Source organism: Nostoc sp. FACHB-152 (genome assembly GCF_014697475.1).
Lineage (GTDB): Bacteria > Cyanobacteriota > Cyanobacteriia > Cyanobacteriales > Nostocaceae > Nostoc_B.
In genome coordinates this window covers 97,708-122,315 of record NZ_JACJRV010000002.1, presented here as the reverse complement: position 1 = coordinate 122,315, position 24,608 = coordinate 97,708, and the positions used below count along the sequence as shown (strand labels likewise).

Annotated in this window: 22 protein-coding genes; 12 read left to right on the top strand and 10 right to left on the bottom strand. The window is 40.4% G+C overall.

Annotated elements, in window-relative coordinates; translation table 11 throughout:
• The first annotated feature begins 128 nt into the window (after window positions 1-128).
• From H6G76_RS02670 to H6G76_RS02630, 9 genes are all read left to right on the top strand, one after another.
• Window positions 129-2,588 (top strand): ATP-dependent helicase, encoded by a 2,460-nt coding sequence (locus H6G76_RS02670; protein WP_190695040.1) that lies wholly within the window; start codon window positions 129-131, stop codon window positions 2,586-2,588.
• Window positions 2,589-2,644: 56 nt separating this feature from the next.
• Window positions 2,645-3,034 carry a hypothetical protein gene (locus tag H6G76_RS02665; RefSeq protein ID WP_190695038.1) on the top strand — a complete coding sequence of 130 codons (390 nt, stop codon included), beginning with the start codon at window positions 2,645-2,647 and terminating at the stop codon, window positions 3,032-3,034.
• Between the two features lie 205 nt (window positions 3,035-3,239).
• Entirely contained in the window at window positions 3,240-3,818 is a 579-nt protein-coding gene (locus tag H6G76_RS02660) for a Uma2 family endonuclease (RefSeq protein ID WP_190695036.1), read from the top strand.
• Window positions 3,819-4,128: 310 nt separating this feature from the next.
• A complete protein-coding gene (locus H6G76_RS02655) occupies window positions 4,129-5,157 on the top strand; it encodes a hypothetical protein (RefSeq protein ID WP_190695034.1) in 1,029 nt (342 codons plus the stop codon).
• 124 nt (window positions 5,158-5,281) lie between these two features.
• Entirely contained in the window at window positions 5,282-5,479 is a 198-nt protein-coding gene (rpmI, locus tag H6G76_RS02650; protein WP_190695032.1) for a 50S ribosomal protein L35, read from the top strand.
• 32 nt (window positions 5,480-5,511) lie between these two features.
• Window positions 5,512-5,868 carry a 50S ribosomal protein L20 gene (rplT, locus tag H6G76_RS02645; RefSeq protein ID WP_190685724.1) on the top strand — a complete coding sequence of 119 codons (357 nt, stop codon included), beginning with the start codon at window positions 5,512-5,514 and terminating at the stop codon, window positions 5,866-5,868.
• 44 nt (window positions 5,869-5,912) lie between these two features.
• Entirely contained in the window at window positions 5,913-6,815 is a 903-nt protein-coding gene (locus tag H6G76_RS02640) for a transporter substrate-binding domain-containing protein (protein ID WP_190695030.1), read from the top strand.
• Window positions 6,816-7,124: 309 nt separating this feature from the next.
• Complete coding sequence (locus H6G76_RS02635; RefSeq protein ID WP_190695028.1) at window positions 7,125-7,649, top strand: tetratricopeptide repeat protein; 525 nt, start codon at window positions 7,125-7,127, stop codon at window positions 7,647-7,649.
• Between the two features lie 130 nt (window positions 7,650-7,779).
• The gene (locus H6G76_RS02630; protein WP_190695026.1) at window positions 7,780-9,759 is read left to right on the top strand and encodes a primary-amine oxidase; all 1,980 of its coding nucleotides are present in this window, start codon (window positions 7,780-7,782) and stop codon (window positions 9,757-9,759) included.
• 392 nt (window positions 9,760-10,151) lie between these two features.
• Here the strand turns inward: H6G76_RS02630 and H6G76_RS02625 are convergent, their stop codons facing one another.
• From H6G76_RS02625 to H6G76_RS02605, 5 genes are all read right to left on the bottom strand, one after another.
• On the bottom strand, window positions 10,152-10,835 hold the full coding sequence (locus tag H6G76_RS02625) for a DivIVA domain-containing protein (protein WP_190695025.1): 684 nt from the start codon (window positions 10,833-10,835) through the stop codon (window positions 10,152-10,154).
• A complete protein-coding gene (gene coaD, locus H6G76_RS02620; protein ID WP_190695023.1) occupies window positions 10,724-11,296 on the bottom strand; it encodes a pantetheine-phosphate adenylyltransferase in 573 nt (190 codons plus the stop codon). The genes H6G76_RS02625 and coaD overlap by 112 nt, the downstream gene beginning before the upstream one ends.
• Before the next feature lie 166 nt (window positions 11,297-11,462).
• Window positions 11,463-12,683, bottom strand: a complete 1,221-nt coding sequence (locus H6G76_RS02615; protein WP_190695021.1) for a M20 family metallopeptidase — start codon at window positions 12,681-12,683, stop codon at window positions 11,463-11,465.
• Between the two features lie 47 nt (window positions 12,684-12,730).
• Entirely contained in the window at window positions 12,731-13,420 is a 690-nt protein-coding gene (bioD, locus tag H6G76_RS02610) for a dethiobiotin synthase (RefSeq protein WP_190695019.1), read from the bottom strand.
• A 161-nt stretch (window positions 13,421-13,581) separates the two neighbouring features.
• A complete protein-coding gene (locus tag H6G76_RS02605; RefSeq protein WP_190695017.1) occupies window positions 13,582-15,270 on the bottom strand; it encodes a serine/threonine-protein kinase in 1,689 nt (562 codons plus the stop codon).
• A 949-nt stretch (window positions 15,271-16,219) separates the two neighbouring features.
• On the opposite strand from H6G76_RS02605, the gene H6G76_RS02600 reads away from it, so the two are divergent.
• On the top strand, window positions 16,220-17,236 hold the full coding sequence (locus tag H6G76_RS02600; RefSeq protein WP_190695015.1) for a ribose-phosphate pyrophosphokinase: 1,017 nt from the start codon (window positions 16,220-16,222) through the stop codon (window positions 17,234-17,236).
• Window positions 17,237-17,339: 103 nt separating this feature from the next.
• Here the strand turns inward: H6G76_RS02600 and H6G76_RS02595 are convergent, their stop codons facing one another.
• Entirely contained in the window at window positions 17,340-17,906 is a 567-nt protein-coding gene (locus tag H6G76_RS02595; RefSeq protein ID WP_190695578.1) for an HD domain-containing protein, read from the bottom strand.
• Window positions 17,907-18,036: 130 nt separating this feature from the next.
• Window positions 18,037-19,176 carry a serine/threonine-protein kinase gene (locus tag H6G76_RS02590; protein ID WP_190695013.1) on the bottom strand — a complete coding sequence of 380 codons (1,140 nt, stop codon included), beginning with the start codon at window positions 19,174-19,176 and terminating at the stop codon, window positions 18,037-18,039.
• Window positions 19,177-19,462: 286 nt separating this feature from the next.
• On the opposite strand from H6G76_RS02590, the gene typA reads away from it, so the two are divergent.
• Window positions 19,463-21,253, top strand: a complete 1,791-nt coding sequence (gene typA / locus H6G76_RS02585) for a translational GTPase TypA (RefSeq protein WP_190695011.1) — start codon at window positions 19,463-19,465, stop codon at window positions 21,251-21,253.
• An 85-nt stretch (window positions 21,254-21,338) separates the two neighbouring features.
• Here the strand turns inward: typA and H6G76_RS02580 are convergent, their stop codons facing one another.
• Window positions 21,339-22,130, bottom strand: a complete 792-nt coding sequence (locus H6G76_RS02580; protein ID WP_190695009.1) for an ion transporter — start codon at window positions 22,128-22,130, stop codon at window positions 21,339-21,341.
• Between the two features lie 85 nt (window positions 22,131-22,215).
• Here H6G76_RS02580 and H6G76_RS02575 point away from each other — a divergent pair, with 85 nt between their 5' ends.
• Complete coding sequence (locus H6G76_RS02575) at window positions 22,216-22,644, top strand: nucleoside deaminase (RefSeq protein ID WP_190695007.1); 429 nt, start codon at window positions 22,216-22,218, stop codon at window positions 22,642-22,644.
• 18 nt (window positions 22,645-22,662) lie between these two features.
• On the opposite strand, the gene H6G76_RS02570 is transcribed toward H6G76_RS02575, so the two are convergent.
• Both H6G76_RS02570 and H6G76_RS02565 read right to left on the bottom strand, forming a co-directional pair.
• Entirely contained in the window at window positions 22,663-23,328 is a 666-nt protein-coding gene (locus H6G76_RS02570; RefSeq protein ID WP_190695005.1) for a response regulator transcription factor, read from the bottom strand.
• Entirely contained in the window at window positions 23,325-24,530 is a 1,206-nt protein-coding gene (locus tag H6G76_RS02565; protein WP_190695003.1) for a sensor histidine kinase, read from the bottom strand. Before H6G76_RS02565 ends, H6G76_RS02570 begins: the two co-directional genes overlap by 4 nt.
• Between the last annotated feature and the right edge of the window lie 78 nt (window positions 24,531-24,608).

Sequence of the window (24,608 nt, the reverse complement as noted above, 5' to 3'; positions counted from 1 at the left end):
TTATATAAATTACTCAAGTTAAATATTCATTTCTGAGACATATAGGAGGAAAAGAAAAATTTTTATACTACCTTTTTATTCACTTAATTAGATTGTTTTGCCCATCAGCCAAAAGTATAAAATTCTCCATGTCAGATACTAACTTTACTGCTACTGTACCAGTTGAATCTGTCTCATCGGAAATATCGCAGTCATCACCTGTATCATCTTTAAGAGCAAAAATATTAGCAATTCGCAATGGCTTACGCCAGGGACAACAACAAATGGCGGATTGGCTATCGGGGCCATTGGCGGTTTCTGCTGTTCCTGGTGCGGGTAAATCTACAGGTATGGCGGCGGCGGCGGCGATCGCAATTGCGCGTCAGTATGAAAGTTTAGCCCTTTCGCGTTCATCCGTTCATCGCCAGTTAGTAGTTGTTACCTTTACTCGCTCTGCGGCTGCCAATATTAAAGCGAAAATTCGTAAATATTTACGTGAAGATTTATCACTACCACAAACAGGTTTTGCCGTCTATACATTACATGGTCTGGCATTAAATATAGCTAGTCGTTATCCAGATTTATCAGGTTTAGAGTTAGAAAATCTGACATTAATTACGCCTAGCCAAAGCCATCGCTTAATTCGCACAGCAGTAGAACAATGGATTAACAACAATCCTGAAAAATATTTTCGTTTACTAGAAGGGCAACAATTTGATGGTGAAGAAACTGAAAGATTACGCCGTCAATCTGTGTTGCGAACAGAAGTATTGCCAGACTTAGCAACTACAGTAATTCACGAAGCAAAAAGTTCTGGTCTATCGCCAGAACAACTACAACAGTGGAGTAAACAAACTGCCGATGAATATGCAATCTTAAGCATAGCGGCAGGATTATATGAACAATATCAGAACTTAATGCGATCGCGCGACTTCATCGACTACGACGATATGATTCTCGCCGCCCTACGAGTGTTAGAAAATGACAGCGCGCGCCGCATCGAACAAAACCAAGTTTTCGCTGTCTTTGAAGACGAAGCCCAAGATTCTAGTCCATTGCAAACCCGGTTGTTAGAAATCTTGGCAAGCGATGGTGATGAGGAGAAGCAGAGGAGCAGAGGAGCAGAGGAGCAGAGGGAAGAGAAATTTCCCCCTTACTCCCTGCCCCCTGCCCCGTCTCCTCTTCCCACTCCCCACTCCCCATTAAATTTAGTTAGAGTTGGCGATCCTAACCAAGCAATTAACTCAACTTTTACACCAGCCGACCCAATTTATTTTCGGCAATTTTGTGAGGAGTGCGATCGCGTTGAAAAATTAGCCACAATGAATCAAGCTGGTCGCAGTACGAGAATTATAATTGCGGCGGCTAACTTTGCGTTGGAGTGGGTGAACAGTTTCTACGGCGCGAAAAATCAAAAGTCGCCTCATCTTAACGCCTCTTCACCCTTCCGCCCACAGACAATTTATCCTGTTGATGTCAGTGATCCCCAAAAAAATGCCAACCCTGCACCGGAAGGTAGAGGTTTAGAATTATACACACCTCGTGATATTCATCACACGGTCGAACTACTATCTAAAAGAGTAGTTGAGTTATTTACACCAGACCCAGCAAATACACGGGCGGCGGTATTAGTGAGAGAAAATCGCCAAGGCCGATGGTTAGCAGAAATGCTGGCACCTGTATGTAAAGAGCATAAAATTACACTGTACGATGTAGGAGAACGCGATCGCCGTTCGCACGTACCGCAAGAAATTTTGGCATTATTACAATTTTGCGATCGACCGCACTCACCAGATTATCTTAAAGCTGCCTTAGAAGTATTAGTACAAAGGCAATTAATTCCTACCCAAGACCTCAACGCCCTCGCTAGTTTGCCAGAAGAGTTTTTATATCCTGGCCCTTTAGCAGCACCCCAACCAGAACCAGCAGAAAAAGCGGCTCACCTTTGCCGTAGCCTACTCCGCGCCCGCTTAGAACTTCCTCTTTACCAATTAATTTCCTTCCTGGCTTTGGCGTTGAATTACGACCAAGCAGAATTAGCAACTGCTGACAAACTTGCAGAACGAGTCAATCAGCAAATAGCTGGTGGTAGTTCAATGGGTACAATGCTGTCAGCTTTAAGCGAAATTGTTAATTCCGAACGCTTTGAGCCTGTAGAAACCGAAGATTTAGAAGCACACTATACCCGCCCTAATCAACTCACTATTATTACCATGCACAAAGCCAAAGGGCTGGATTGGGACTATGTTTTTATTCCCTTTTTGCATGAAAATTTAATTCCTGGTCGGTTTTGGGTTCCGCCTCAAAGCCAGTTTTTAGGAGACTTCACATTATCAGAAGTAGCACGCGCCCAAATTCGTGCCGCTCTCCACGGAGAATCTGGTATACCGGATGTTACCCAAGCTTGGGAACAAGCCAAACACTTAAAAACTGCTGAAGAATACCGTTTGCTTTATGTTGCTATGACACGCGCCAAGCGTCTGTTATGGATGTCTGCCGCACATAAAGCACCTTTCACTTGGAGTAAGCCAGACAATTTACAAGAACAAGCCCCTTGTCCTGTGTTTCCGGCATTAAAGCGGCAGTTTCCAGAATCAATTGAAGTATGAAGTGTGAAGTATGAAGTATGAAATTAAACTAACTATATTTAATTGAAAAGAAGTATATGGATAAAGTAGAACTGAAGAAAAAACTAAGTAATGGCGAACAATGGGGTTTTATAAAAGAAACTGATGACCGTGAATATTTGGGATGGATTTTAATTAATAAACTCCAGAAATTATCATTCACGCCTCAAAGAGAAGATTATTTAGACGAAGACCTTTATCAAATTAAAGTTAGAGAAGCCGAAAAGAGAGAAAAAACACCATATCATGTAATTATTAAAGAACTACGGCGAGATGTTCATGAAATTGGAAAATATGAAACTGGAGACGATATAAGACAAAAGGATAACTATTACTTTTCTTGTATAGATGAAGTGGAAAAGTTTATTAACGAATTAGGATATAGTTTTGACAATATTAAACACCGAAGTGAAATAGATGCACCTTAAAATTTCGTTGGTGCGTTACTTATTTAATTCCAAGAGCAGTCAAGCATACTTAACAGAAAAACTATCTCAAACTCTTTTTTCTTTGTGTTCTTTGCGTACTTTGTGGTACCCTGCGGCAAGCCGCTTGCGCGTCTACGTTTCTTGTTACTTGTGCGTAAGTCCTAATATTATAGAAAGCGATCGCTTATGAAGCGAGTTATGCCTTATGTCACTAACAATTAAAGACTTAGAAAAATTACAGTCACAAAATCCTGATTGGCGGATGGAGCTTGTCGAGGGGAACATTATTGTTATGGGGCCATCCGATTATGAATCAGACGAAATAGGTTCTCGTCTGTTGACGTTCTTGAACGTCTGGGTCATGCCTCGCAAACTCGGCAGAGTGACTGGTTCTAGTGCTGGTTTTATCTTACCTAGTCTGGAAACTAATGAAACTCCTGGCGATACTGAAAAGCGAAATTTACGCGCTCCAGATGTTTCATTTGTGCGCGCCGAAAGACTCAAAAAAACTCAGCGTGATTTTGTAGAGTTAGTACCCGACTTGATGGTTGAGGTGAAATCCAAAAGCGACCGCCTCAGACCACTAGAAGAAAAAATTAAATTATTCTTACAACTAGGAGCGACTGTTGGTATTCTCATCGACCCTGACCAACTATTAGTCAAAGTTTATCGCCCTAACCTTGAACCACTCGTTTTAAAAGACAACGACAAACTAACAATACCAGAGCTACTTCCAGGTTGGGAATTAGCGATCGCAGAACTTTGGCCACCAGAGTTTGAGTAATACAATTCGTAATGCCTAAGTAAGTCGGTGAGAAAAAACCTAACTATGTTACGAAAGATTAATTAAGCTAAAAGCCTCTTCTCTTCTGCCTTCTGCCTCTTGCCTCCTGCCTTATCCTGACGATAAATATTCACGACGACCTACTTAATAGCAACAATCAAATCAGATCATCCGTCAACTTAGCTTGAAAAAGTGCAGAGTGCTAAGGAGCCAGTGCGTTGCTTTGGGTTCCAAAGTTGTCATAACTGGCATTACTGAGTAAAAAATACTAGTCCCTAGCCTCTAGCCTGTAGCCTCTAGGTATGACGGTATGGAAAATATTCATTTGTCTTCAATAATCAACAGCACTAGCAAGCTTCCTAAAGGTGTTGTTTTGACCCTTGCGTTAACAAGCTTGCTGTCTGTTGCACAGGGATTAACAGGTAATTACACGGCTGAAGCTGCTCCACGTGGCGAACCAATCCAACTTTCTCAACGCTTACCTGACCACTTTCGTAATCGCTCAAATCGACTACCAAGAGTAATTGCTAACTCCGTAATTCGTGATGCGGCGCGGCGTGAGGGAGTCTCAAATGGCGAGGTGAGAATTACGCAAGCTACACGCAAAACCTTTAGTAATCCTTGTATCTTCAACTTTGGCGAAGTTTGCACTAGGGAGTATAACCCTATTCAAGGTTGGGAAGTTGTTGTTACAGTTCAAAATCAATATTTTACTTACCATGTTGATGAATCTGGTAGTCGTATCGTTTTAGATCCACAAAATGGAGATTCAGATACAGACACTAACACTCGATTACCAAGAGCGATCGCTAATTCAGTTTTACGCGATGCTGGTCGTCGTTCTTCTGATGTAGATACTAGTGATATCAGAATTACGCAAGCTACACGCAAAACCTTTAGTAATCCTTGTATCTTCAACTTTGGTGAAGTTTGTACCAGAGAATACAACCCAATTGAAGGTTGGGAAGTAATTGTGCGAGTTGGGAGAGAGTCTTGGACTTACCATGTTGATGAGTCTGGTAATCGGATCGTTTTAGATCCGCAAATTTCCGACTCAGGTTCAGAAAATAATCAGCGACTTCCAAGAGCGATTGCAGATAAAATCTTGCGTGATGCGGCTCGACGTTCTGGAGAGGATGAGAGGGATTTAAGAATTACTCAAGCTAAACGCAAAACTTTTAGTAATCGTTGTGTCTTCAACTTTGGCGAAATCTGCACTGAAGAATACAACCCCATCGAAGGTTGGGAAGTAATTGTGCGAGTGCGCCGTGAGTCTTGGACTTATCATACTAACGAATCTGGTTCTCAAATCGTCTTAGACCCGGATATTGAACGGTAGATTTGTGAAGCGATCGTCAACAACAAAATGTAGAGACGTAGCTACGTCTCTACATTGGCAATTCAGTAATGAGAATAGTATATAATTATGGATCGTGTCGAATTGTCAAATTTAAAGCCAGCCAATGCCTAAACTAAAGACCCGTAAAGCAGCAGCGAAACGGTTCCGCGCTACTGGTAGCGGTAAAATCGTCCGTCGCAAAGCTTTTAAGAACCACTTGTTAGAACACAAGAGTACCAACAAAAAGCGTAAATTTTCCAAAATGGCAATTGTCAACGAGCGCGACGAAGAAAACGTGCGCTTGATGCTTCCTTATTTGTAATGTAAACTTTTCAGGCTTTCAGGAATTAAAATATGACTCGCGTAAAACGCGGTAACGTAGCTCGTAAACGCCGCAATAAAATTCTCAAATTAGCTAAAGGTTTTCGTGGTTCTCACTCCACTCTGTTTAGAACCGCTAACCAGCAAGTAATGAAGGCACTCCGCAGTGCATACCGCGATCGCAAAAAGCGCAAACGCGATTTTCGTCGTCTGTGGATCACTCGGATTAACGCTGCTGCTAGACAACATGGTTTGAGCTATAGCCAGTTGATTGGCAACTTGAAAAAAGCTGATATCCAACTCAACCGCAAAATGTTGGCACAATTGGCAGTTCTCGATCCTGCTAGCTTTAGCAAAGTAGCTGAACTTGCCAGCCAAGCTAAAGCATAAAGGCGGTATCGGATGAATAACCTTTGAAGGATGAAGTATGAAGTATGAAGGCTGAAACTTACCTTGAACATAAATCAAGGGGTTTAAAAGGGATGAGCTTGTTACTCAAAAAATTAGTGACGCAACAAATCTTTTTTTCATCCTTTATCCTTTATCCTTTATCCTTTATCCGGTTACATCTGGTATTACCCGCTACCATTTATACTTTCTGCTTTTTGACGTTAGTCACAGGACTACCTGCATCTGCCGCAGAAATGCCAAAAATTCAGCGACGTGGTTATTTTAATATTGCGATTAAAGATAACTTGCGTCCCCTAGGATTTAGGGATGCTAACGGCAATCTCCAAGGCTTAGAAATTGATTTGGCGCAACGCTTGGCAGTTGATTTACTGGGTAAAGCAGATGCTGTCAAGTTGCAACCTGTAGCAAACCGCGATCGCTTATCTGTAGTCTTAAATCATCAAGTCGATTTCGCTATTGCCAGAGTTACCGCCACAGAATCACGCGCCCGCCTAGTTAGTTTCAGTGTGCCTTACTACTACGATGGCACTTACTTAATTACCAAAGATACCTCTATACAGCAACTTCGGGATTTAGAAAAGCGGAAAGTTGTTGTACTCAATCACTCTAATACAATTGCTCAAGTACGTTATTATCTTCCCAATGCTGAATTAGTGGGAGTCAATTCTTACCAGGAAGCACGAGAGCAACTAGAAAATAACAAAGTTATAGCTTTTGCTGCCGATGCCAGCGTTCTTAGCGGTTGGGTGCAACAATATCCTCAATATAGATTGTTACCAACTAAGTTATCGACAGAACCTTTATCTGTAGTTCTGCCCAAGGGATTGCAATACGACGAACTGCGACGTAATGTAAATGAAGCGATCGCTCGATATATAGCAGAAGGTTGGCTCAAGCAACGCGCTCAATATTGGCGATTACCATAATTTAGTCATTCGTCATTTGTCCTTTGTGACTTTACCAGGCTGATTGGTTTTGGCTCCATGCATCTGTGCAAGCACTACAAAACTTTTCCCCTAAGCCTCTGCTCTCTACGAACTGAATGATACAGCACATTGCAGGTAAATGAGATACAAATTTTAATAACAAAGCCATATATCAACAGGCTTTCAACCCTATTGCCTATTGCCTGTTGCCTATTCCCTGCTGTAAGTCTTTCACTGAACACGATATCATCCCCCTCCAGGGTTGATAATAGATATAGAAACTAGTTTTAATATTTGTCTTAGCAGGCGATGGATAATAGTCTAGCTGTTGTTTACCTCACGATCATTGTAGGAATTCTCGCATTTGCTGTTGTGAGTGTTTTTCGCCAGATTTTCAAAACTCGGAGGTTAGAAAGCTCATTTTCGCGGTTGCGTAAAAAGTTGGAGAAAGAAAAAGGTACAACTCAAGAATATTATGAGTTAGCCTGTATCTATTCTGAAAAAAAATTGTATAGCCAAGCGATCGCGCTATTTCAAAAAGCTCTCAAAACAGCTGAAGAGGAAGGTGAAGAAGCCGTTGCGCCTATTTACAATGGGTTTGGATATGCTTACTTTGCTCAAGAGCAATATGATTTAGCAATTCGTCAGTACAAAGAAGCACTGAAAAATAAACCAGATTATGTGGTGGCATTAAATAATATCGGTCATGCCTATGAACGAAAAAAATTAAATGCTCAGGCTTTACAAAGTTACGAAGAAGCTCTGAAATTGGCTCCTAATAATGCTATTGCCAAACGTCGTGTTGAATCTCTCCGTCGCTTGGTTTCTGCATAATTAATAAGTGTGTAATTTTGATACTAGCTCCCCGACTTCTCAAAAAAGCCGGGGAGCTATTTCATAAAATCTATCGGTTTTTTGGCTCGTACTTGGAAATAACTATAAGTTCCTTGTTGGCTCATGACAGATGATTAAGAGACTGCGGTTTTCTTTTTTAACCATTAGTATAGTTATCTGCCTTGCTATATTTTTTGGATGGGTAGGAGAAATATCTGCTCAACAATCGCCGATTTCCCATCCACTAACCCCATTAACAGAGGCAGAAATTACAACAGCCGTTAATGTGATTAAAAAGGCAAAAACTTTAAGCGAGATGGCTGTATTTCCTGTGATTTCTTTGCAGGAACCAGATAAAAATAAAGTTTTAAATTTTACAGCAGATCAAGAATTTCCGCGACAGGCTTTTTTAGTAGTATACGAGCGATCTCAAAACAAAACTTATGAAGGTATAGTTGACTTAAAAAAGCAGTCGCTAAGTTCTTGGAAAGAAATAGCTAATGTTCAGCCTGCATTAGTCAATCCCGAATATCAACTAGCAACGCAAGTAGTTAAAGCCGATCCACGATGGCAAAAAGCCATGCAAAAACGCGGAATTAAAGATTTTGATGATGTCAAAATTAATTGTTGGGCTGCTGGAATCTTAAGCAAACAGGAAGAAGCAAAAGGCGATCGCCTTTGTCGGGCATTATCTTATTATCGAGGCGATCGCTGGAATTATTACGGTAGTCCAATTGAAGGTGTATTAGTAACAGTCAACTTAAATAAGGGTGAAGTTGCCAGCTTTATAGACAAAGGAATAGTACCATTCTCTAAAGAAAACTGGAACTATGATATTAAATCTTTAGGTAAATTACTAACAGTACCAAAACCCTTAAAAATTCTCCAACCCAATGGTAAAACTTTCCAAATTAATGGCAATGAAATTAGCTGGCAAGGCTGGAAGTTCCGCTATTTGATGCATCCGCGTGATGGGTTAGTGCTGTACTTAGTATCTTACAAAGATGGGGAAAATATTCGACCAGTTTTGTATCGTGCCAACTTATCAGAGATGGTAGTCCCTTATGGCGATCCTAATCCCACTTGGTCATTTCGTAATGCTTTTGACGTTGGTGAATATAACTTTGGTTTGTTAGCCAACACCCTGGAGTTAGGTAAAGATATCCCTGAAAACGGAGTTTTACTAGATGCTGTATTTGCCAACGAACAGGGAGAACCTTATACAATGCCCAGCGTTGTTGGTATTTATGAGCGCGATAATGGTATTCTTTGGAAACATTATGAATATAATACTCAGCGTAATGATGTTCGTCGTAATCGTGAATTAGTTGTAACGATAATTGCAACAGTTGATAATTACGATTACAGCATTAATTGGATTTTCCACCAAGACGGAACTTTAGAGGTACAGAACGAATTAAGTGGAATTGTCCTGGTACAAGGCACAGAGTTAGAGAAAGAGTCTGCTAATAATTCCTATGGACGGCTGATAGCAAAGAATATTTTCGGTGTAAATCATCAGCATTTTTTCAATTATCGTCTAGATATGGATGTAGACGGCCAAGCAAATTCGGTAATGGAGATGAATATTAATTCTTTGCCGATAAATGATAAAAATCCTATAGGAAATGCGATCGCAGTAGAAGAAACTCCCTTAATAACAGAAAGTGCTGCTGTACGCGATGTAGATATGAAGCATAGCCGAGAATGGATGATTGCTAGTGCAGATAAAAAGAATGTATTAGATAATGCACCTGCATATATGTTAATGCCAAGCGGCAACTCAATATTCTTCCCTACAGAAGGTGCAGAAATTCGTAAAAGGGCAGAATTTGCTACGCATCACCTTTGGGTAACAAAATATAAACCTGATGAACTTTACGCTGGGGGTAATTATCCTAATCAAACTCAACCAGGGCAAGGTTTACCAAAATATATTGCTGATAATGAATCTTTAACAAATGAAGACATAGTACTGTGGTACACGATGGGAATGACACACGTACCTCGGCCTGAAGATTGGCCTGTAATGCCTGTTCACCGCATTGGCTTTAAGTTAGTTCCACGAGGTTTTTTTAGTCGCAATCCTGCAATCAATTTGCCTGAATAAGTTCTTCTGCTTTATAAGTCAATACGGTTCACTTAAGGCTAAAACTCTTGATCAAAGTCAAATTTTTCAACAAACCGCCAAGAACGCCAAGAACGCAGAGAGAAAGAGAAATGCTTAACTGAACTGTTCTGCTTTATAAGTGGATTTGCTATTACTCTTCAGTAATGCAACCAACTTTTCCATTTCATCAACAGATGACTGTTGTAGAATCTCATCAACAGTTACCATGCTGAAATAATTCTGATCTTAAGGCAAGGTCATGCACTGGAAATAATTTGCGATTTTTGCCGCAAAAACAAGATAAGGCTAGAAAAATCTTACAGTAGAGTTAGTGTTTGATACTAATTCGGAATTAGGGCAGAAGGTGGTTATTCATTTTTCCACCGCCTGCCTTATTTTTTTTTGGAAGAATAACCTTGGGATTGATTTTCTTGTCGTAATTGTTGCCGCCCATTGGTAATAATTCGTAACATATCCTTGAGGTCTTGCTCGATATTTTCCAGGACAGTATCAGCGTATTGATCAGCACCATCTTCTATCTCTTGCGCCTGGGCGATCGCATTTTGACGCATTTGTTCTAATTCTTCCATACAAGCCTGCCGCCTACGATCAATTTCGTCCAGGGTTTCTTGCATCATTTTCTCGCATTCTTGCTGGGTTTTTCGCCGTAGCTGTTCTGCTTCTCGTTCTGCTTGTCGCAAAATATCGCTTTCTGCCAAAATTTGCGCTCTTTTGGCTTGGGCTGCTTCTACAATCTGCTGTCCGTATTCTTCTGCTTCTAACATTACCTCCTGCTTGTGTTGCAGAATTGCTGCGGCTTCCTGAAATACCGATGGTAAAGAAACACGAATAAAATCCAGCTGTTCAAACAGTTTCTCTTCGTCTATGAATGTGCGCCCTGTTAAAGGAACTCGCCAACCAGAGAGAATCAAGTCTTCTAGACGGTTGAGTTCCTGCTGAATATCTACATTTCCTGGCTTGGCATTGTCCCCGTTGACGGCTCCATTGGGATACTCTGGAGGAGGATAGTTGCCGTTGTGGTTGGGTTCGCTGTTGGATAGGTGTGGTTGTAGCATTTGTATATATCTAAAGCAATGTGCGGGGGAACAAGATGATCGACAGAACCACCGAATCTTGCAATCTCTTTTACCACACTACTACTTAAAAAACTATATTCATTTGATGTGGCCAGAAAAACTGTTTCAATTTGAGTAGAGAGAGTATTATTTGTGTGTGCCATCTGTAACTCTACTTCAAAATCAGAAATTGCTCGTAAACCTCTTAACAACACTTGTGCTTGGCGTTGTTGGGCATAATTTACAGTTAGTCCATCAAAACTATCTGCTTCGACATTTGGTAAATGTTGCGTAGCTATCCGAATTTGTTCTAGTCGTTGCTGCACAGTAAATAACGGAACTTTTTGAGGGTTACGCAGCACCGCAACAATTACTTGGTCAAACAGCCGACTACCACGTTGGATAATATCGAGGTGGCCTAAGGTGATTGGATCAAAGCTGCCGGGGTAGATAGCAATCACAATATTGGATGTATCAAAGTTATTGACGTGATTATATCTAATTACGGTCTAGCGATCGCTTGAGGTATAGCAGAAGGCAGAAACATTAAAAATTACGTAAGAACTCTCTAAAAATCTTACTCCTCTGCGCCTCTGCGGTTCTTCAATGCTTGTTACCTGGGAGAATCTACGTGCTTTTGTTTAAAAATTTCTCCACACAACGGGCAAATATTTCTACACCCATTGGTAAAACAGTTTCATCAAAATCAAATCGCGGGTGATGATGGGGATAAGCTAAGTTTTTTTCTGGGTTGGCAGAACCGAGGAAAAAGTAACAGCCAGGAACTTCGCGTAAGAAAAATGACATATCTTCGCCGCCCATTGTTTGGCATTCTGGCACAACTCCCACTGGAGTTTCTACGACTTCTTCAGCAACCGATCGCACTAATTCTGCAATACCAGCATCATTAATTACTGGTGGATACAAACTTATATATTCTAAGTCATAGTTGGCACCGTGACTCTGGCAAATTCCGGCGATTATTTGCTCGATGCGCTGTTTAAAAAAGCCTGCAAATTCTGGGTTAAAATACCGGACTGTGCCTTTCATGTTTGCTGTGTCAGCAATTACATTGTGTGCTGTCCCAGCATGGAGTGCGCCAACCGTCACGACTGCGGAATCAATCGGGTTAACATTCCGCGCCACAATAGTTTGTAAGGCGTTGACAATTTGGGCTGCAATTACAATCGAATCAACAGTTTGATGAGGAATTGCACCATGTCCACCTTTGCCTAAAATTGTGCAGTTAAATAACTCTACAGCCGCCATCAATGCACCAGCACGGACACCGACAGTTCCCAAAGGGAGATTATTCCACAGGTGTAAACCAATAATCGCATCAACATCGGGGTTTTTTAGTACCCCCGCCTCTATCATTGGTTTTGCACCTCCCGGCCCTTCTTCGGCTGGCTGGAAGATAATTTTGACTGTGCCGGCAAAGTCTTCTCGATGCTGTTGGAGATAGTATGCTATACCTAATGCGATCGCAGTATGTCCATCATGTCCACAAGCGTGCATGACACCATCATGTTGCGATCGATAGGGTACTTCGTTGAGTTCTTGAATGGGCAAAGCATCCATATCTGCCCGAATTGCTAATACTTTACCGGGTTTTGATCCCGCAATTGTCACTACAATTCCCGTCTTAGCAATGCCAGTTTGATATTCAATTCCCCATGCTTGCAATTGACTAGAGACAAACTCAGCTGTCAGTTTTTCTTGGAAGCCTAATTCTGGTTGTTGATGTAACCGTCGCCGCCACTCGACTAATTGTGGTTGCAATGAGCGAATAGAGAGGCGTACACGCGATAAGTCAACAGAATAGGAATTAGGAAATGTGGAAACCATTGTAACAAGCTACTAGAAGACGGCTGAGATTGGGTTATGTTCTCAGTTTAATATTTCTTTAAAATATTTAGTGCCTCTAAATTTAAACTGGATGCTACTTCAGCGAGTTTATCTAAATCGGTTGGGTTATCAAAATAAGGCAAACAACCTAAAACGGGGATGTGAGTAAATGATTCAATGACTTCTTTGGGTGTCCAGTCTTCAATCTCTGCATCAGTTCGCGGTTGTACACAATTCAGTACAATACCTTTGAGATTTATCCGTGACTGTCTAGCTAATGCCACATTTGCCACTGCTTGAGATATTGCACCTAATCTAACTGGAACTACTAAGACTGTAGGTAAATGCCAGTCACCAGCGATGTCAGCAACAGTTAATTCGTCGGTGACTGGTGAACCTAACCCACCTGCCGATTCTACCAAAAGAAATTCGTAGCGCGATCGCAACTCACATAATGTTTTCCAAACCACAGCTAAATCGACTTGGCGATTTTCTCTAGCGGCGGCGATGGGTGGGGCTAGAGGTGCTTGAAAATACAAAGGTGTAATTTCTTCTGGCGATTGTTCTAGCTTAAACAGATTTTGATACCACTCGCGATCGCCAATTCCCGATTGTACTGGCTTCATAATTCCCCAGTGACGCTGCGGATAATATTTTTGCCAATAGGCGGCTAATGCTGTTGTTAAAACGGTTTTGCCAGCTTCAGTATCAGTTCCAGTAATCAGTAATGTATTCAACAATCTGCTTTAAAAATAGTTATGTAGTGAATTACTTTGATGTAGCTCAATATTAATTATTTTATAGCAGTGAACAACAATCTCCTCGACTTCTTACATAAGTCGGGGATCTAAGCAAGCGAGATTTTTTCAAATCAAATATAAATCCTATATTCCCAGTTTTACGGTGTGTTTTGCGTCTCAGGTGTTGGTTGAGGCGTTTCTACTGGTGGTGTGTTATTGCTGTCGCCTGTAGGAGTAGGAAACTCCAATGTAGGTGTAGGTGTTGGCGTTAGTGTAGGGGTGGGAAAATCTAATGTAGGTGTGGGTGTTGGCGTTAGTGTAGGGGTGGGTGTGGGCGTTGGCGTGAATGTTGGTGTAGGTGCAAGTGGGTTTTCTACTGCAACCCTGAGATTATAATCACTTTCGCTAACTCCTGGGGCAAGTGCTAACTCAATTGTGTATCGACCACTATTTGGCAATATTCCTGTATAGGATGTAACTTGCTGCGCGCTGGTATCAATGGGCTGACGGTTGGGGCTTAAGACAGTAAGTGCAATACCGTTTCCCTGTTCCAGCGCTGTAGTTAACTTAGCTTCGGCTTTGGCAAAGAAAGTATATTGAATAACTTGATTAGCTTGGAGAGAATCTTCTACTGTAACTGTGTTAGCTTCTCCCAGGTTGAGACGCTTTCTGGTAATTGTAGGTTCAACAGTAGGTGTAGCTAATGTTGTCCCGCCAGTAATTACTGGTGAAGGGAAAGCCTGAGGTGTTGGTGGTGTTGTGTTGTCTGGTGGGGAATTGGACTGGCTACGAATGGAACTGACCAACGCCCAAGAACCAACACCCGCTAGGATAAATACAGCACTACCAATTGCAGCTAGGATTAAGGGATTATCTAATACTGAGGAACGGCTGGGAGGAATTACGGGATCAGGTCGGTTAGATGGTTGTGGTGGAACTGCATCGGGACGACGACCGACCGCAACTGTTTGAAAATTTGATAATTCTGGAGGTGTAGCTACTCCAGGTTGATCAATAAATTGTAATGCTTGGATGACATCAGCCGCACTCTGATAGCGATCGCTCGGCAAGGGGTGTAACATCCGATTAAGTACCTGAGTTAATTGTGGACTTACCCTCACCCATCTGTGCCAATTCCAAGTTAGTTGAGTGTCATCAAACAACTCCGAAGGTTTTTTACCTGTTAGTAACACTATAGCTGTAACTGCTAAGGCATATAAATCACTGCTGGGATAGACTTGTCCTGTTTGCATTTGTTCTCTGGGAGAGTAGCCCAATTTGCCAACACTGGTAACGTTGACATTATTATCGGGAGTTTGCAAACGTGTTGCTAATTCTTTAACTACGCCAAAATCAATTAATACAGGCAGGCGATCGCTATCTCGTAAAATAATATTTTCTGGAGAAATATCTCGGTGAATAATGCCGCGACTGTGAATGTGTTCTAATACAGGTAACAATGATTGAAGTAACTGCAATACTTCTGTCTCGGTAAATGCTTGCTTAATAGTTTGCCGCTCAACTAGTAAATCTCTGTAAGTCTTACCTGCAACATAATCCTGCACCAAAAATAAGCGGTGGTCTTGCTCAAATCGTTCCCGAAATTTTGGCACTTGGGGATGTTCAATTTGATACAAAATAGCAGCTTCTCGCTGAAAAAGCTCTTGTGCTTTTTCCCAAGCCGCAGGCCCCACAGCCACAGGAATTAATTCTTTAATCGCACACAGTTCGTTAAAGCGTCGCTGATCTTCGGCTAGATAAGTTCTGCCAAACCCTCCTTGTCCAAGGATTTGAATGATCCGGTAACGATTTTGCAAAACAGTGCCAATTGTAATTGGTGGTTGCATGACAAATAAATTTAAATGTAATGATGAGAAACAAAAACCTGACTACAATCAGTCAGAAAAGTACTTACATATGTCTTACACAAAAAATTCTTCTTTGAGATGGGTTGAGAGGTTAGGTAAATTTGAAAATATCAGCTTTTGAGCGTTTTGAATCGCTTAATGCTAAATATTTATCCTCATACTCCTTAGCTAAAGAACTCCTTACTCATACCATTGATTTTTAATTTTTATGCGTAAGCGACTAGGCAGTTAGTTACCTGCGGCGATATTTTATCCTAAGAAATGGTGCGATCGCTTTTGATTTAATACTGATCACAAGAACTAGAGAAAAACTTGCATAGATATCCAAAAAATATCTCCAGGTATAGCAATAGCAGAGGTAGTTAGGACATTACTAGGTGATAAAACCCAGACATAGGCAGACTTTTAAGATAGTCTTATGCCCCAGGCTATAGCTCTACTCGTGCTAAATCTGGCTAATCACCCCAAGTTGGCAGCTAATTTTGTTAATTTGAAAATTTTTTATCCAATTAATAATCCAAAAACTTAGTTTGTCAGTTTATAATTTTGTAGCTGGTATCATAAAATATTCTTCTGCCCCAGAAGAATTTATTTTTGGGTATTTCTACTGTCTGAGTTATAGTCTGACTTCACTTAAGCTGAAAAAGACTGACCTCAGTTATCAATACAATTGGTAGAAGCATTACTCTACCAGGCTGATCTAGAGGAAATTTGGTTGTTGAGAACAACTCAACTGCGGGGCTAATTTACACACTATATGTCAGTTACAAATTCAATGGTTTGTTTACCACTAAAAACTGAACAATGGACTGATGATAGTTCTATTGAGAAACATTTAAATTTTTTATGAAAGCTTAAATAAAGCTCACAGATGTTTATTTAGCCTATCCCGGTTAAATCTGGTAAATATCTAACTGATAATCTCGCCATGAATGCACTTCGAGGATCTGCTGTGCTTAGTTCTGCCGCTTTAAAAGTGCAGCCAGTTGCAACAGGACTAACTGAAAACCACCGCCTGCGGCTATTTTCTGGCTCTGCCAACATCCAACTGTCTCAAGAAGTAGCTCGTTACCTGGGCATGGACTTGGGGCCAATGATTCGCAAAAGATTCGCGGATGGAGAACTTTATGTTCAAATCCAAGAATCAATTCGAGGTTGTGATGTTTATTTAATTCAACCATCTTGTCAACCAGTTAACGATCACTTGATGGAATTGCTGATTATGATTGATGCCTGTCGTCGAGCTTCGGCTAGACAGGTAACAGCAGTTGTTCCATATTATGGCTATGCTCGTGCTGATCGCAAAACCGCAGGGCGAGAATCAATCACAGCCAAGCTGGTTGCTAATCTCATTACCCAAGCAGGCGCAGACCGAGTTTTGGCAATGGATTTGCACGCCGCCCAGATTCAGGGATACTTCGATATACCCTTTGATCATGTTTACGGTTCGCCAGTGATACTCGATTATCTTACCAGCAAACAACTGCATGATCTGGTGGTTGTTTCTCCTGATGTCGGTGGTGTAGCACGGGCGAGAGCATTTGCGAAAAAGTTGAATGATGCCCCGCTTGCCATTATTGATAAACGCCGTCAAGCTCATAATGTGGCGGAAGTCTTGAACGTAATTGGCGATGTTAAAGGCAAGACAGCCGTGTTGGTAGACGACATGATTGATACAGGCGGAACCATCTCCGAAGGAGCTAGGTTGCTGCGTGAAGAAGGGGCGCGTCAGGTATATGCCTGTGCTACTCATGCAGTCTTCTCCCCCCCAGCAATTGAACGGTTGTCAAGCGGCTTGTTTGAGGAAGTCATCGTCACAAACACGATACCTCTACCAGAAGACAAACGCTTTCCGCAATTAGTAGTACTTTCGGTGGCGAATCTGTTAGGAGAAACCATCTGGCGGATTCACGAAGATACCTCAGTAAGTAGTATGTTCCGTTAGCCAAAAAAAGACTGTTATTCAGATTACAGTCTGGTGTAAATAAACATTAAATTTTGAAGTATGAAGTCAGGAAGTTTTTCTCCTTCGTGCTTCATTTTTATTTTTATGTGGTTGCCAAAATTTCGATTTCTGTGACTACTCGTTCTAATTCGGCAAAAATTTCCAGATTACCAGTTTGTTTAAAAGCATCGACTAGCGATCGGTAATACCACAGAGTACCATCTTTGCCGCCTTGAAAGCGTTGCCAAAGAGAATCCCCCAATAAGCGATAATCTTTGAGAATAGACCGAGCATTGTAGAGTTTATCAGCAGCAGATACAAGCAAAACTGACGGAGAAGCTTGAGGAATATGAGCAATATAAGCTTTTTTTCGTTGTTTCCAAGGCGGTTTGGGTGTAGTGTCAGCATCAGTGCAACCATCAACAATTGCCGTTACATTGTCACCAAAGCGGCAACGAATTTCTTCTCGTGTGCTAGCACCGCCTTGGTCTTCAATGGCATCATGTAAAAGAGATGCGATCGCTTCATCTTCATTAGCTCCATATTCTAAAGCAATACTGGCAACACCTAATAAATGAGCAATGTATGGTACACCTGAACCTTTACGTACTTGGTTGGCGTGAAGTTCTGTAGCATAGGTCAGGGCTTGGGTAAAGCGATCGGAAAGCATGGTATTTTGTTGACGCACTGGTTATTTTAAATCTAACCATTGAAGCGCAGAGTTCACAATGTCTCTAAAGCTAATTAATGATTGTTTTGGTTATTTTTATTTTCGCCATACAGCAGAGAAATATTAGACTTTAAACTACTTTTTGTAATTTCCAGGTATACGAGCCTTCTTTATCCTTTCCAATACCAGAGAGTTGCATACCATCGGATGATAAAATCCCATGATTTTCTCCTAACCTCCAATAACCTGACACTATTCTTATTTCTTTTATATTTACTGTTTTGGTTTCAGCATTAACATTACCTTCTACAGCCACTTTTGATGTTCCGCTCCAAAATTTGTATATTAAAATTCCATCAAATGAATCATTGTTTTGGTGAGTAATTGATAGAGTTGCTTTTCCACTTCCAAACTGACCGTACCACGTACCAAGCATTGCTGGAAAATTCACAATAATATTTTTTGTTAAAATTAATGCTAACCATTCTTGTACTGATTGAGGTCTATTTTCTAACTTCAGTTCCATACCTCTGATAATCGCTTGATTCACTTTATTGCTAATACTAGAGTTAATTTTTATTGGTTCCTCTAATGATGTACCTATAGCCCTGATAGGAGCTATTGTAGGTATTTCACCTGTTAACAAACAATATAATGTTGCTGCTAAGGCATAAACATCTGTGTAAGCACCTCGTTTTGCTCGCTTGTCATATTGCTCAATTGGTGCAAAACCATCGGCTAACATTTGTGTATGAGTTTGAGTTAAATTCTGCGAAAATTCCCTTGCAATACCAAAATCAATTAATACCGCCTCTGATTTACCTGCCCGTAACATAACATTGTGTGGCTTTATATCTCGATGCAGAAGTCCGTTATTGTGAACAACTATCAAAGCCTCACCAATTTGCTGAATATAACGTAATGCTTCTGCTTCTGATAAAACGCCTTGGCTTTCAACCCTACTGGCTAAATTTTCACCATCAATGTATTCCATCACAATGCACCATAAGGAATCCTCATTAATAACCTCATGAATTTGCACAATATGGGGATGGCTACATTTAGCTAATTTGATTGCTTCATTAAGAAAGTCTTGCTGAAATTTAGCAAAATTAGAACTGCGTTGTACTTGATCATTCAGTGTTTTGATAACAACGTAATCCCCATTATTATCTCTAGCTCGATAAGTTATACCAAAACCGCCTTCGCCTATTTCTTTCTCAATAGTGTATTTGCCACTCTGTAATTGCTGCCCCGAAACCCAAGCCATTGTTATTTTGCTACTAAATTCAGTGTCAATCTTGGCATTTTCAATACATAAATGCCCTGAGAGAAATTAACGATCTGTTCTGTGTAAAGCAAAAACTACTGATTTCTTCAGACCACCTGATTTTTTCATCGCTGACACATTTACAAAGTCACCCTAGAATTGTGTCAATTACGCTAGAATTGTTAAAGGTTCTTTACAGAATTTGCTTAACATCCCCAATTCTGTTACAACAGCCTAGACCTAAATGTAAATTGTAAAATTCTCTCTAGATTCACTAAAAGCCTCTATGACGCTCCCAATTCGTAACGTCGCCATTATCGCCCACGTAGACCACGGCAAAACCACCTTGGTTGATGCACTCCTCAAACAATCCGGCATTTTCCGCGAAGGCGAAGACGTTCCGGATTGCGTCATGGACTCCAACGCCCTCGAACGTGAGCGCGGAATTACAATTCTGTCTAAAAATACAGCAGTTCGCTACAAAGAGACGCTGATCAATATTGTTGATACTCCTGGACACGCTGACTTCGGTGGTGAAGTTGAACGTGTACTCGGTATGGTTGATGGTTGTCTGCTAATTGTTGATGCCAATGAAGGCCCCATGCCCCAAACGCGCTTTGTATTGAAAAAAGCTTTGGAAAAAGGGCTGCGCCCCATCGTTGTAATCAATAAAATCGACCGCGCCAAAGCCGACCCCCACGTTGCTGTTGATAAAGTCTTAGATCTGTTCTTAGAATTAGGCGCAGACGAAGACCAGTGTGATTTTACCTATCTGTTCGCCTCCGGTATGGCAGGTTATGCCAAAGAAAGCATGGAAGCAGAAGCAGTGGATATGCAACCCCTGTTTAATGCGATTCTGCAACACGTTCCACCACCAGTAGGTGACGTTAATAAGCCCCTACAGTTGCAGGTCACAACCCTAGATTATTCTGAATATCTGGGACGGATTGTGATTGGTAGAATTCACAACGGTACAATCCGCGCTGGACAGCAAGCGGCTCTAGTAACAGAGAATGGCAGCATTGTCAAAGGCAAAATCACAAAGTTGATGGGTTTTGAAGGGTTGAAGCGGGTCGAGTTGGAAGAAGCTACCGCCGGTTATATTGTCGCGGTGGCTGGTTTTGCTGATGCTTACATTGGTGAAACAATCACTGACCCAACAGAACCCCAAGCTTTACCACTAATTAAAGTGGATGAGCCTACCTTACAAATGACCTTCTGGGTAAATGATTCACCCTTTGCTGGTCAAGAAGGTAAATTGGTAACATCAAGACAAGTGCGCGATCGCCTATTCCGCGAATTAGAAACCAACGTTGCATTACGTGTTGAAGAAACCGATTCTCCTGATAAATTCCTAGTTTCCGGTCGTGGAGAACTGCACTTGGGTATCTTAATTGAAACCATGCGCCGCGAAGGTTTCGAGTTTCAAGTATCCCAACCACAAGTAATTTACCGCGAAATCAAAGGTCAACCTTGTGAACCTTATGAACTCTTGGTTTTAGACGTTCCTGCTGATGCGGTTGGTAGCTGTATTGAACGTCTGGGACAACGCAAAGGCGAAATGCAAGATATGCAACCTGGAAGTGGCGATCGCACCCAGCTAGAGTTTGTCATTCCCGCCCGTGGTTTGATTGGTTTCCGTGGTGAATTCATGCGGATGACCCGTGGTGAAGGCATCATGAACCACAGTTTCCTAGACTACCGTCAACTCAGTGGTGATATTGAAGCCCGTAACAAAGGCGTTCTCATCTCCTTTGAAGAAGGTGTTTCTACCTTCTACGCCATGAAGAACGCCGAAGATAGAGGCTCATTCTTTATCACTCCCGGTACTAAAGTTTATAGAGGTATGATTGTGGGCGAACACAATCGTCCTCAAGACTTAGAATTGAATGTCTGCAAAACTAAACAGTTAACTAACCACCGCGCTGCGGGTGGTGATGAATTGGTTCAGTTGCAAACACCAATAGACATGAGCTTAGAGCGTGCATTAGAATACATCGGCCCCGATGAGTTGGTGGAAGTTACACCTCAATCAATTCGCTTGCGGAAGATGTCGAAGAAGTTGGCAAAACGCTAATTAAAGCTATCATTTAATTAATTTAAAAAGCCCACTAATGTGGGCTTTTTGTTATTGATATATTTTGCACACGCGGATTTAATTTTTACTGACCACTGCTAATTCTTAATTTAGTACCACATCTTTTACAAAAAGCCGCATCTAAGTCATGAAAAGCCAAACCACAACCAGAACAGACTGTTTCTACCTGGTTGGCATTTTTCACTAAACGCTTAATTAAATCTCCGACTTGCCAAGGAATTAATACTACGCCTGTCAAAATCATCAATACTGTTAACAGCCGACCAACTTCCGAAATCGGTGTAACATCACCAAATCCTACAGTTGTCATCGTCACAACTGAAAAATAAAATGCATCCAAAAATGTGCTGTAAACTTGGGGATTAACTGGATGCTCAACTTGATAAATTAAACCTGAATAAATAAAAATAATTGCAAATAAAGTAAATAATATCCGTACAGAAATTAAACTATCTTCCGTGCTGATACTACTAAATAAGAATTTTTGGTTAATAAACCTAATTAACCGCAAAATCCGAAACCATCTGAGTAGGCGAATGAAGCTAATATCTATTGCACCTAGAAAAAATGGTAAGATAGCCATTAAATCAAGAATTGCATAAAAGCTAAAAATATATTTGACTTTATTTTCTGCGCTCCAAACTCGGAGAACATATTCTGCTGCAAAAATAATGAGGATGACATTATCAACTAAATCTAGCTCGAACCTAATATTATCAGGAAGATTATAAGTTTGGGCAACAAAAATTACTGATGAAATTAAAACTAAAACAGCAATTGTGAGATTGATGGCTTTACCTGTAAATGTTTCCAAATCAGTTAAATAAAATTCTGTTTTTTCTCTAGTTAGTAACATATTTTTTCGACCTTAAACATCTTTACTTACATCTCATGATGAATGAGATATGATCGACCATGATTTTTATCTAGGGATAATAACAATGAACCAAGAATATTTTATGCGTTTAGCTCTGGAAGCGGCAAAAAAGGGTGATTGGCCCTATGGTTCTGTGATTGTCAAAGATGACGAAGTTGTTGAGGTAGCATATAATACTGTGCAGCGAGATAGCGATCCATCTGCCCATGCAGAAATTAATGTTATTCGCAGTTTAACAGCTAAATTAAAAAACCCTTCATTGGAAGGCTACACCATATATACAACTTGTGAACCTTGTCCTATGTGTGCAACAGCTTGTGTTTGGACAGGAATATCAGAAATTATCTATGGTGTTTCAATCCAAGATTTAATCTCGACTCATCAGTCACAGATAAATATTTCTTGTGAAGAGATAATAGCTAAGTCCTTTAGAAATATCAAGGTGACAAAAGGTGTTTTAAAGGATGAGTGTTTAGCTTTGTTTCATGATTAGTTACAACTGAGATCGTATCTAATCAGGCTCATCTAAATGTGATAAAAATGTATTAGCGATAATAGCAGCCTGAGTGCGATCGCGCAAATTTAACCGATTCAAAATATTGGTAACATGGTTTTTTACCGTTCCCTCAGAGATGTATAGCGTCTGGGCAATTTCGCGGTTACTAGCACCTGTAGCAATTAACTTTAATACCTGTTTTTCTCTAGGTGTAAGTTCAGCTAAATTAGGCGGGACTGGCTGTAATTGAGTTTGCTTATTACCGTTAGAAAATTGATTCAACAGTTTTTTAACTATTCCTGGCCCTAGTTGAGTATAACCTTTATACACAGCGCGAATTGCCACAGCTAATTCTTCTGAAGGTGTATCTTTGAGTAAATAACCCATCGCCCCATTCTGTAATGCTGCTGTTACATATTCATCATCATCAAAAGTGGTCAGCACTAAAATTTTAGTATCAGCAAAACGCTGTTGAATTTCTCTGGTAGCCGCTACTCCATCCATGATAGGCATTCTAATATCCATCAACACAACATCTGGCTGTAATTGTGCTACTAAATTTACAGCTATTGCACCATTTTCTGCTTCTCCAACAATTTCTAAATCTGTTTCTAATTCTAATAATGCTTTTAGCCCTTGCCGGATTAAACTTTGGTCATCTACTAATAAAACTTTAATCATTTCATAAACCTTGGTAAAGGAAGTTCAACTGTAATTTGACAGCCAGAACCAGGATTGCTGTTAATATTAAAATCGCCACCCAAGGCTAAAGTGCGATCGCGCATACTTTGTAAACCAAATCCAGTAGTATTTTGTTGAATATCAAAACCTCTGCCATTATCTTGAATCATCAGATATAAACTATTTTTAGTAGTAGTTAGTTCTAAGATAATTTCTGTTGCATTTGCATATTTGGATATATTAGTTAAGGATTCTTGAATAATGCGGTAAACAGCAATATTAATTTCTGTTGGTGGAGGATTATCGATATTGATTCTAGATATTGGGATAACACCATGAGCGCGATGAAAATCATCTAAAAGAATAGCGATCGCCTGTGCTAAACTTTTATCTTGCAAAGGATTAGTCCGCATAGCTGAAACTGATTGGCGAACATCTTTTAAAGCTTTAGAACCAAGCTCTTTTGCTCTTGCTAAAAATACCTGTGCTTTTGTGGGATTAGATTGCCATAATTTTAAAGCTGTTTCCAATTGAAGATTTAAAGCTGTTAAAGAGTGTCCTAAAGAATCATGAATTTCCCTGGCAATACGGTTACGTTCTTCTAATGTAGCTTGATTTTCAATTCGCAACGCATATTGCCGGAGTTGTTCGTTAGCGATCGCTAGTTTTTCTCGACTCTGACGTTCAGATAAAACTGTATTCATTAACAATAAAACAAAAAGCAAACTCAATCCAAATAAAAGTGCTGTATTAAAAGTAAAAAACCGAAACTTTTCTATATCTTGTGGCTGTAAACGTCGAGGTGAGCGAGCATTTAAGGTTATTAAAAACAAGGCGAACGACATTCCTGTAACTACTAAACGTCCATACAATTGAAAAATTAAACAACTACGAGTTACTAAAATTAGATATAAAAAAGGAAACAATCTAGCAGTTTTGCCACCATATAAACCTATTAGCAATAGTAGTAAAATTTCAATTGCTGTGTAAATTATCTTATTTTTCTGGTTGCTTGTAGGTAATCTTAAACCCATTAAACCAAAGACAATTAAACATCCAATAGTAAGCTCAGGAAACTTACTTGCTAATCGTGGCGAATGCTCTGGTAGCATAGAGGTTGAAATAGCAAGCGTTAGTAATATCCACTCTAAATATAATAGAAACCGAAAGGGATGATTGTTAAATTGGATAGGACGGCTCATAAGGATTTTAGAATTTAGATTAAAAGTTGCAATTTCGGAATCATGACTTATTTGAAAAGTCATGATTTTTTTGATTCA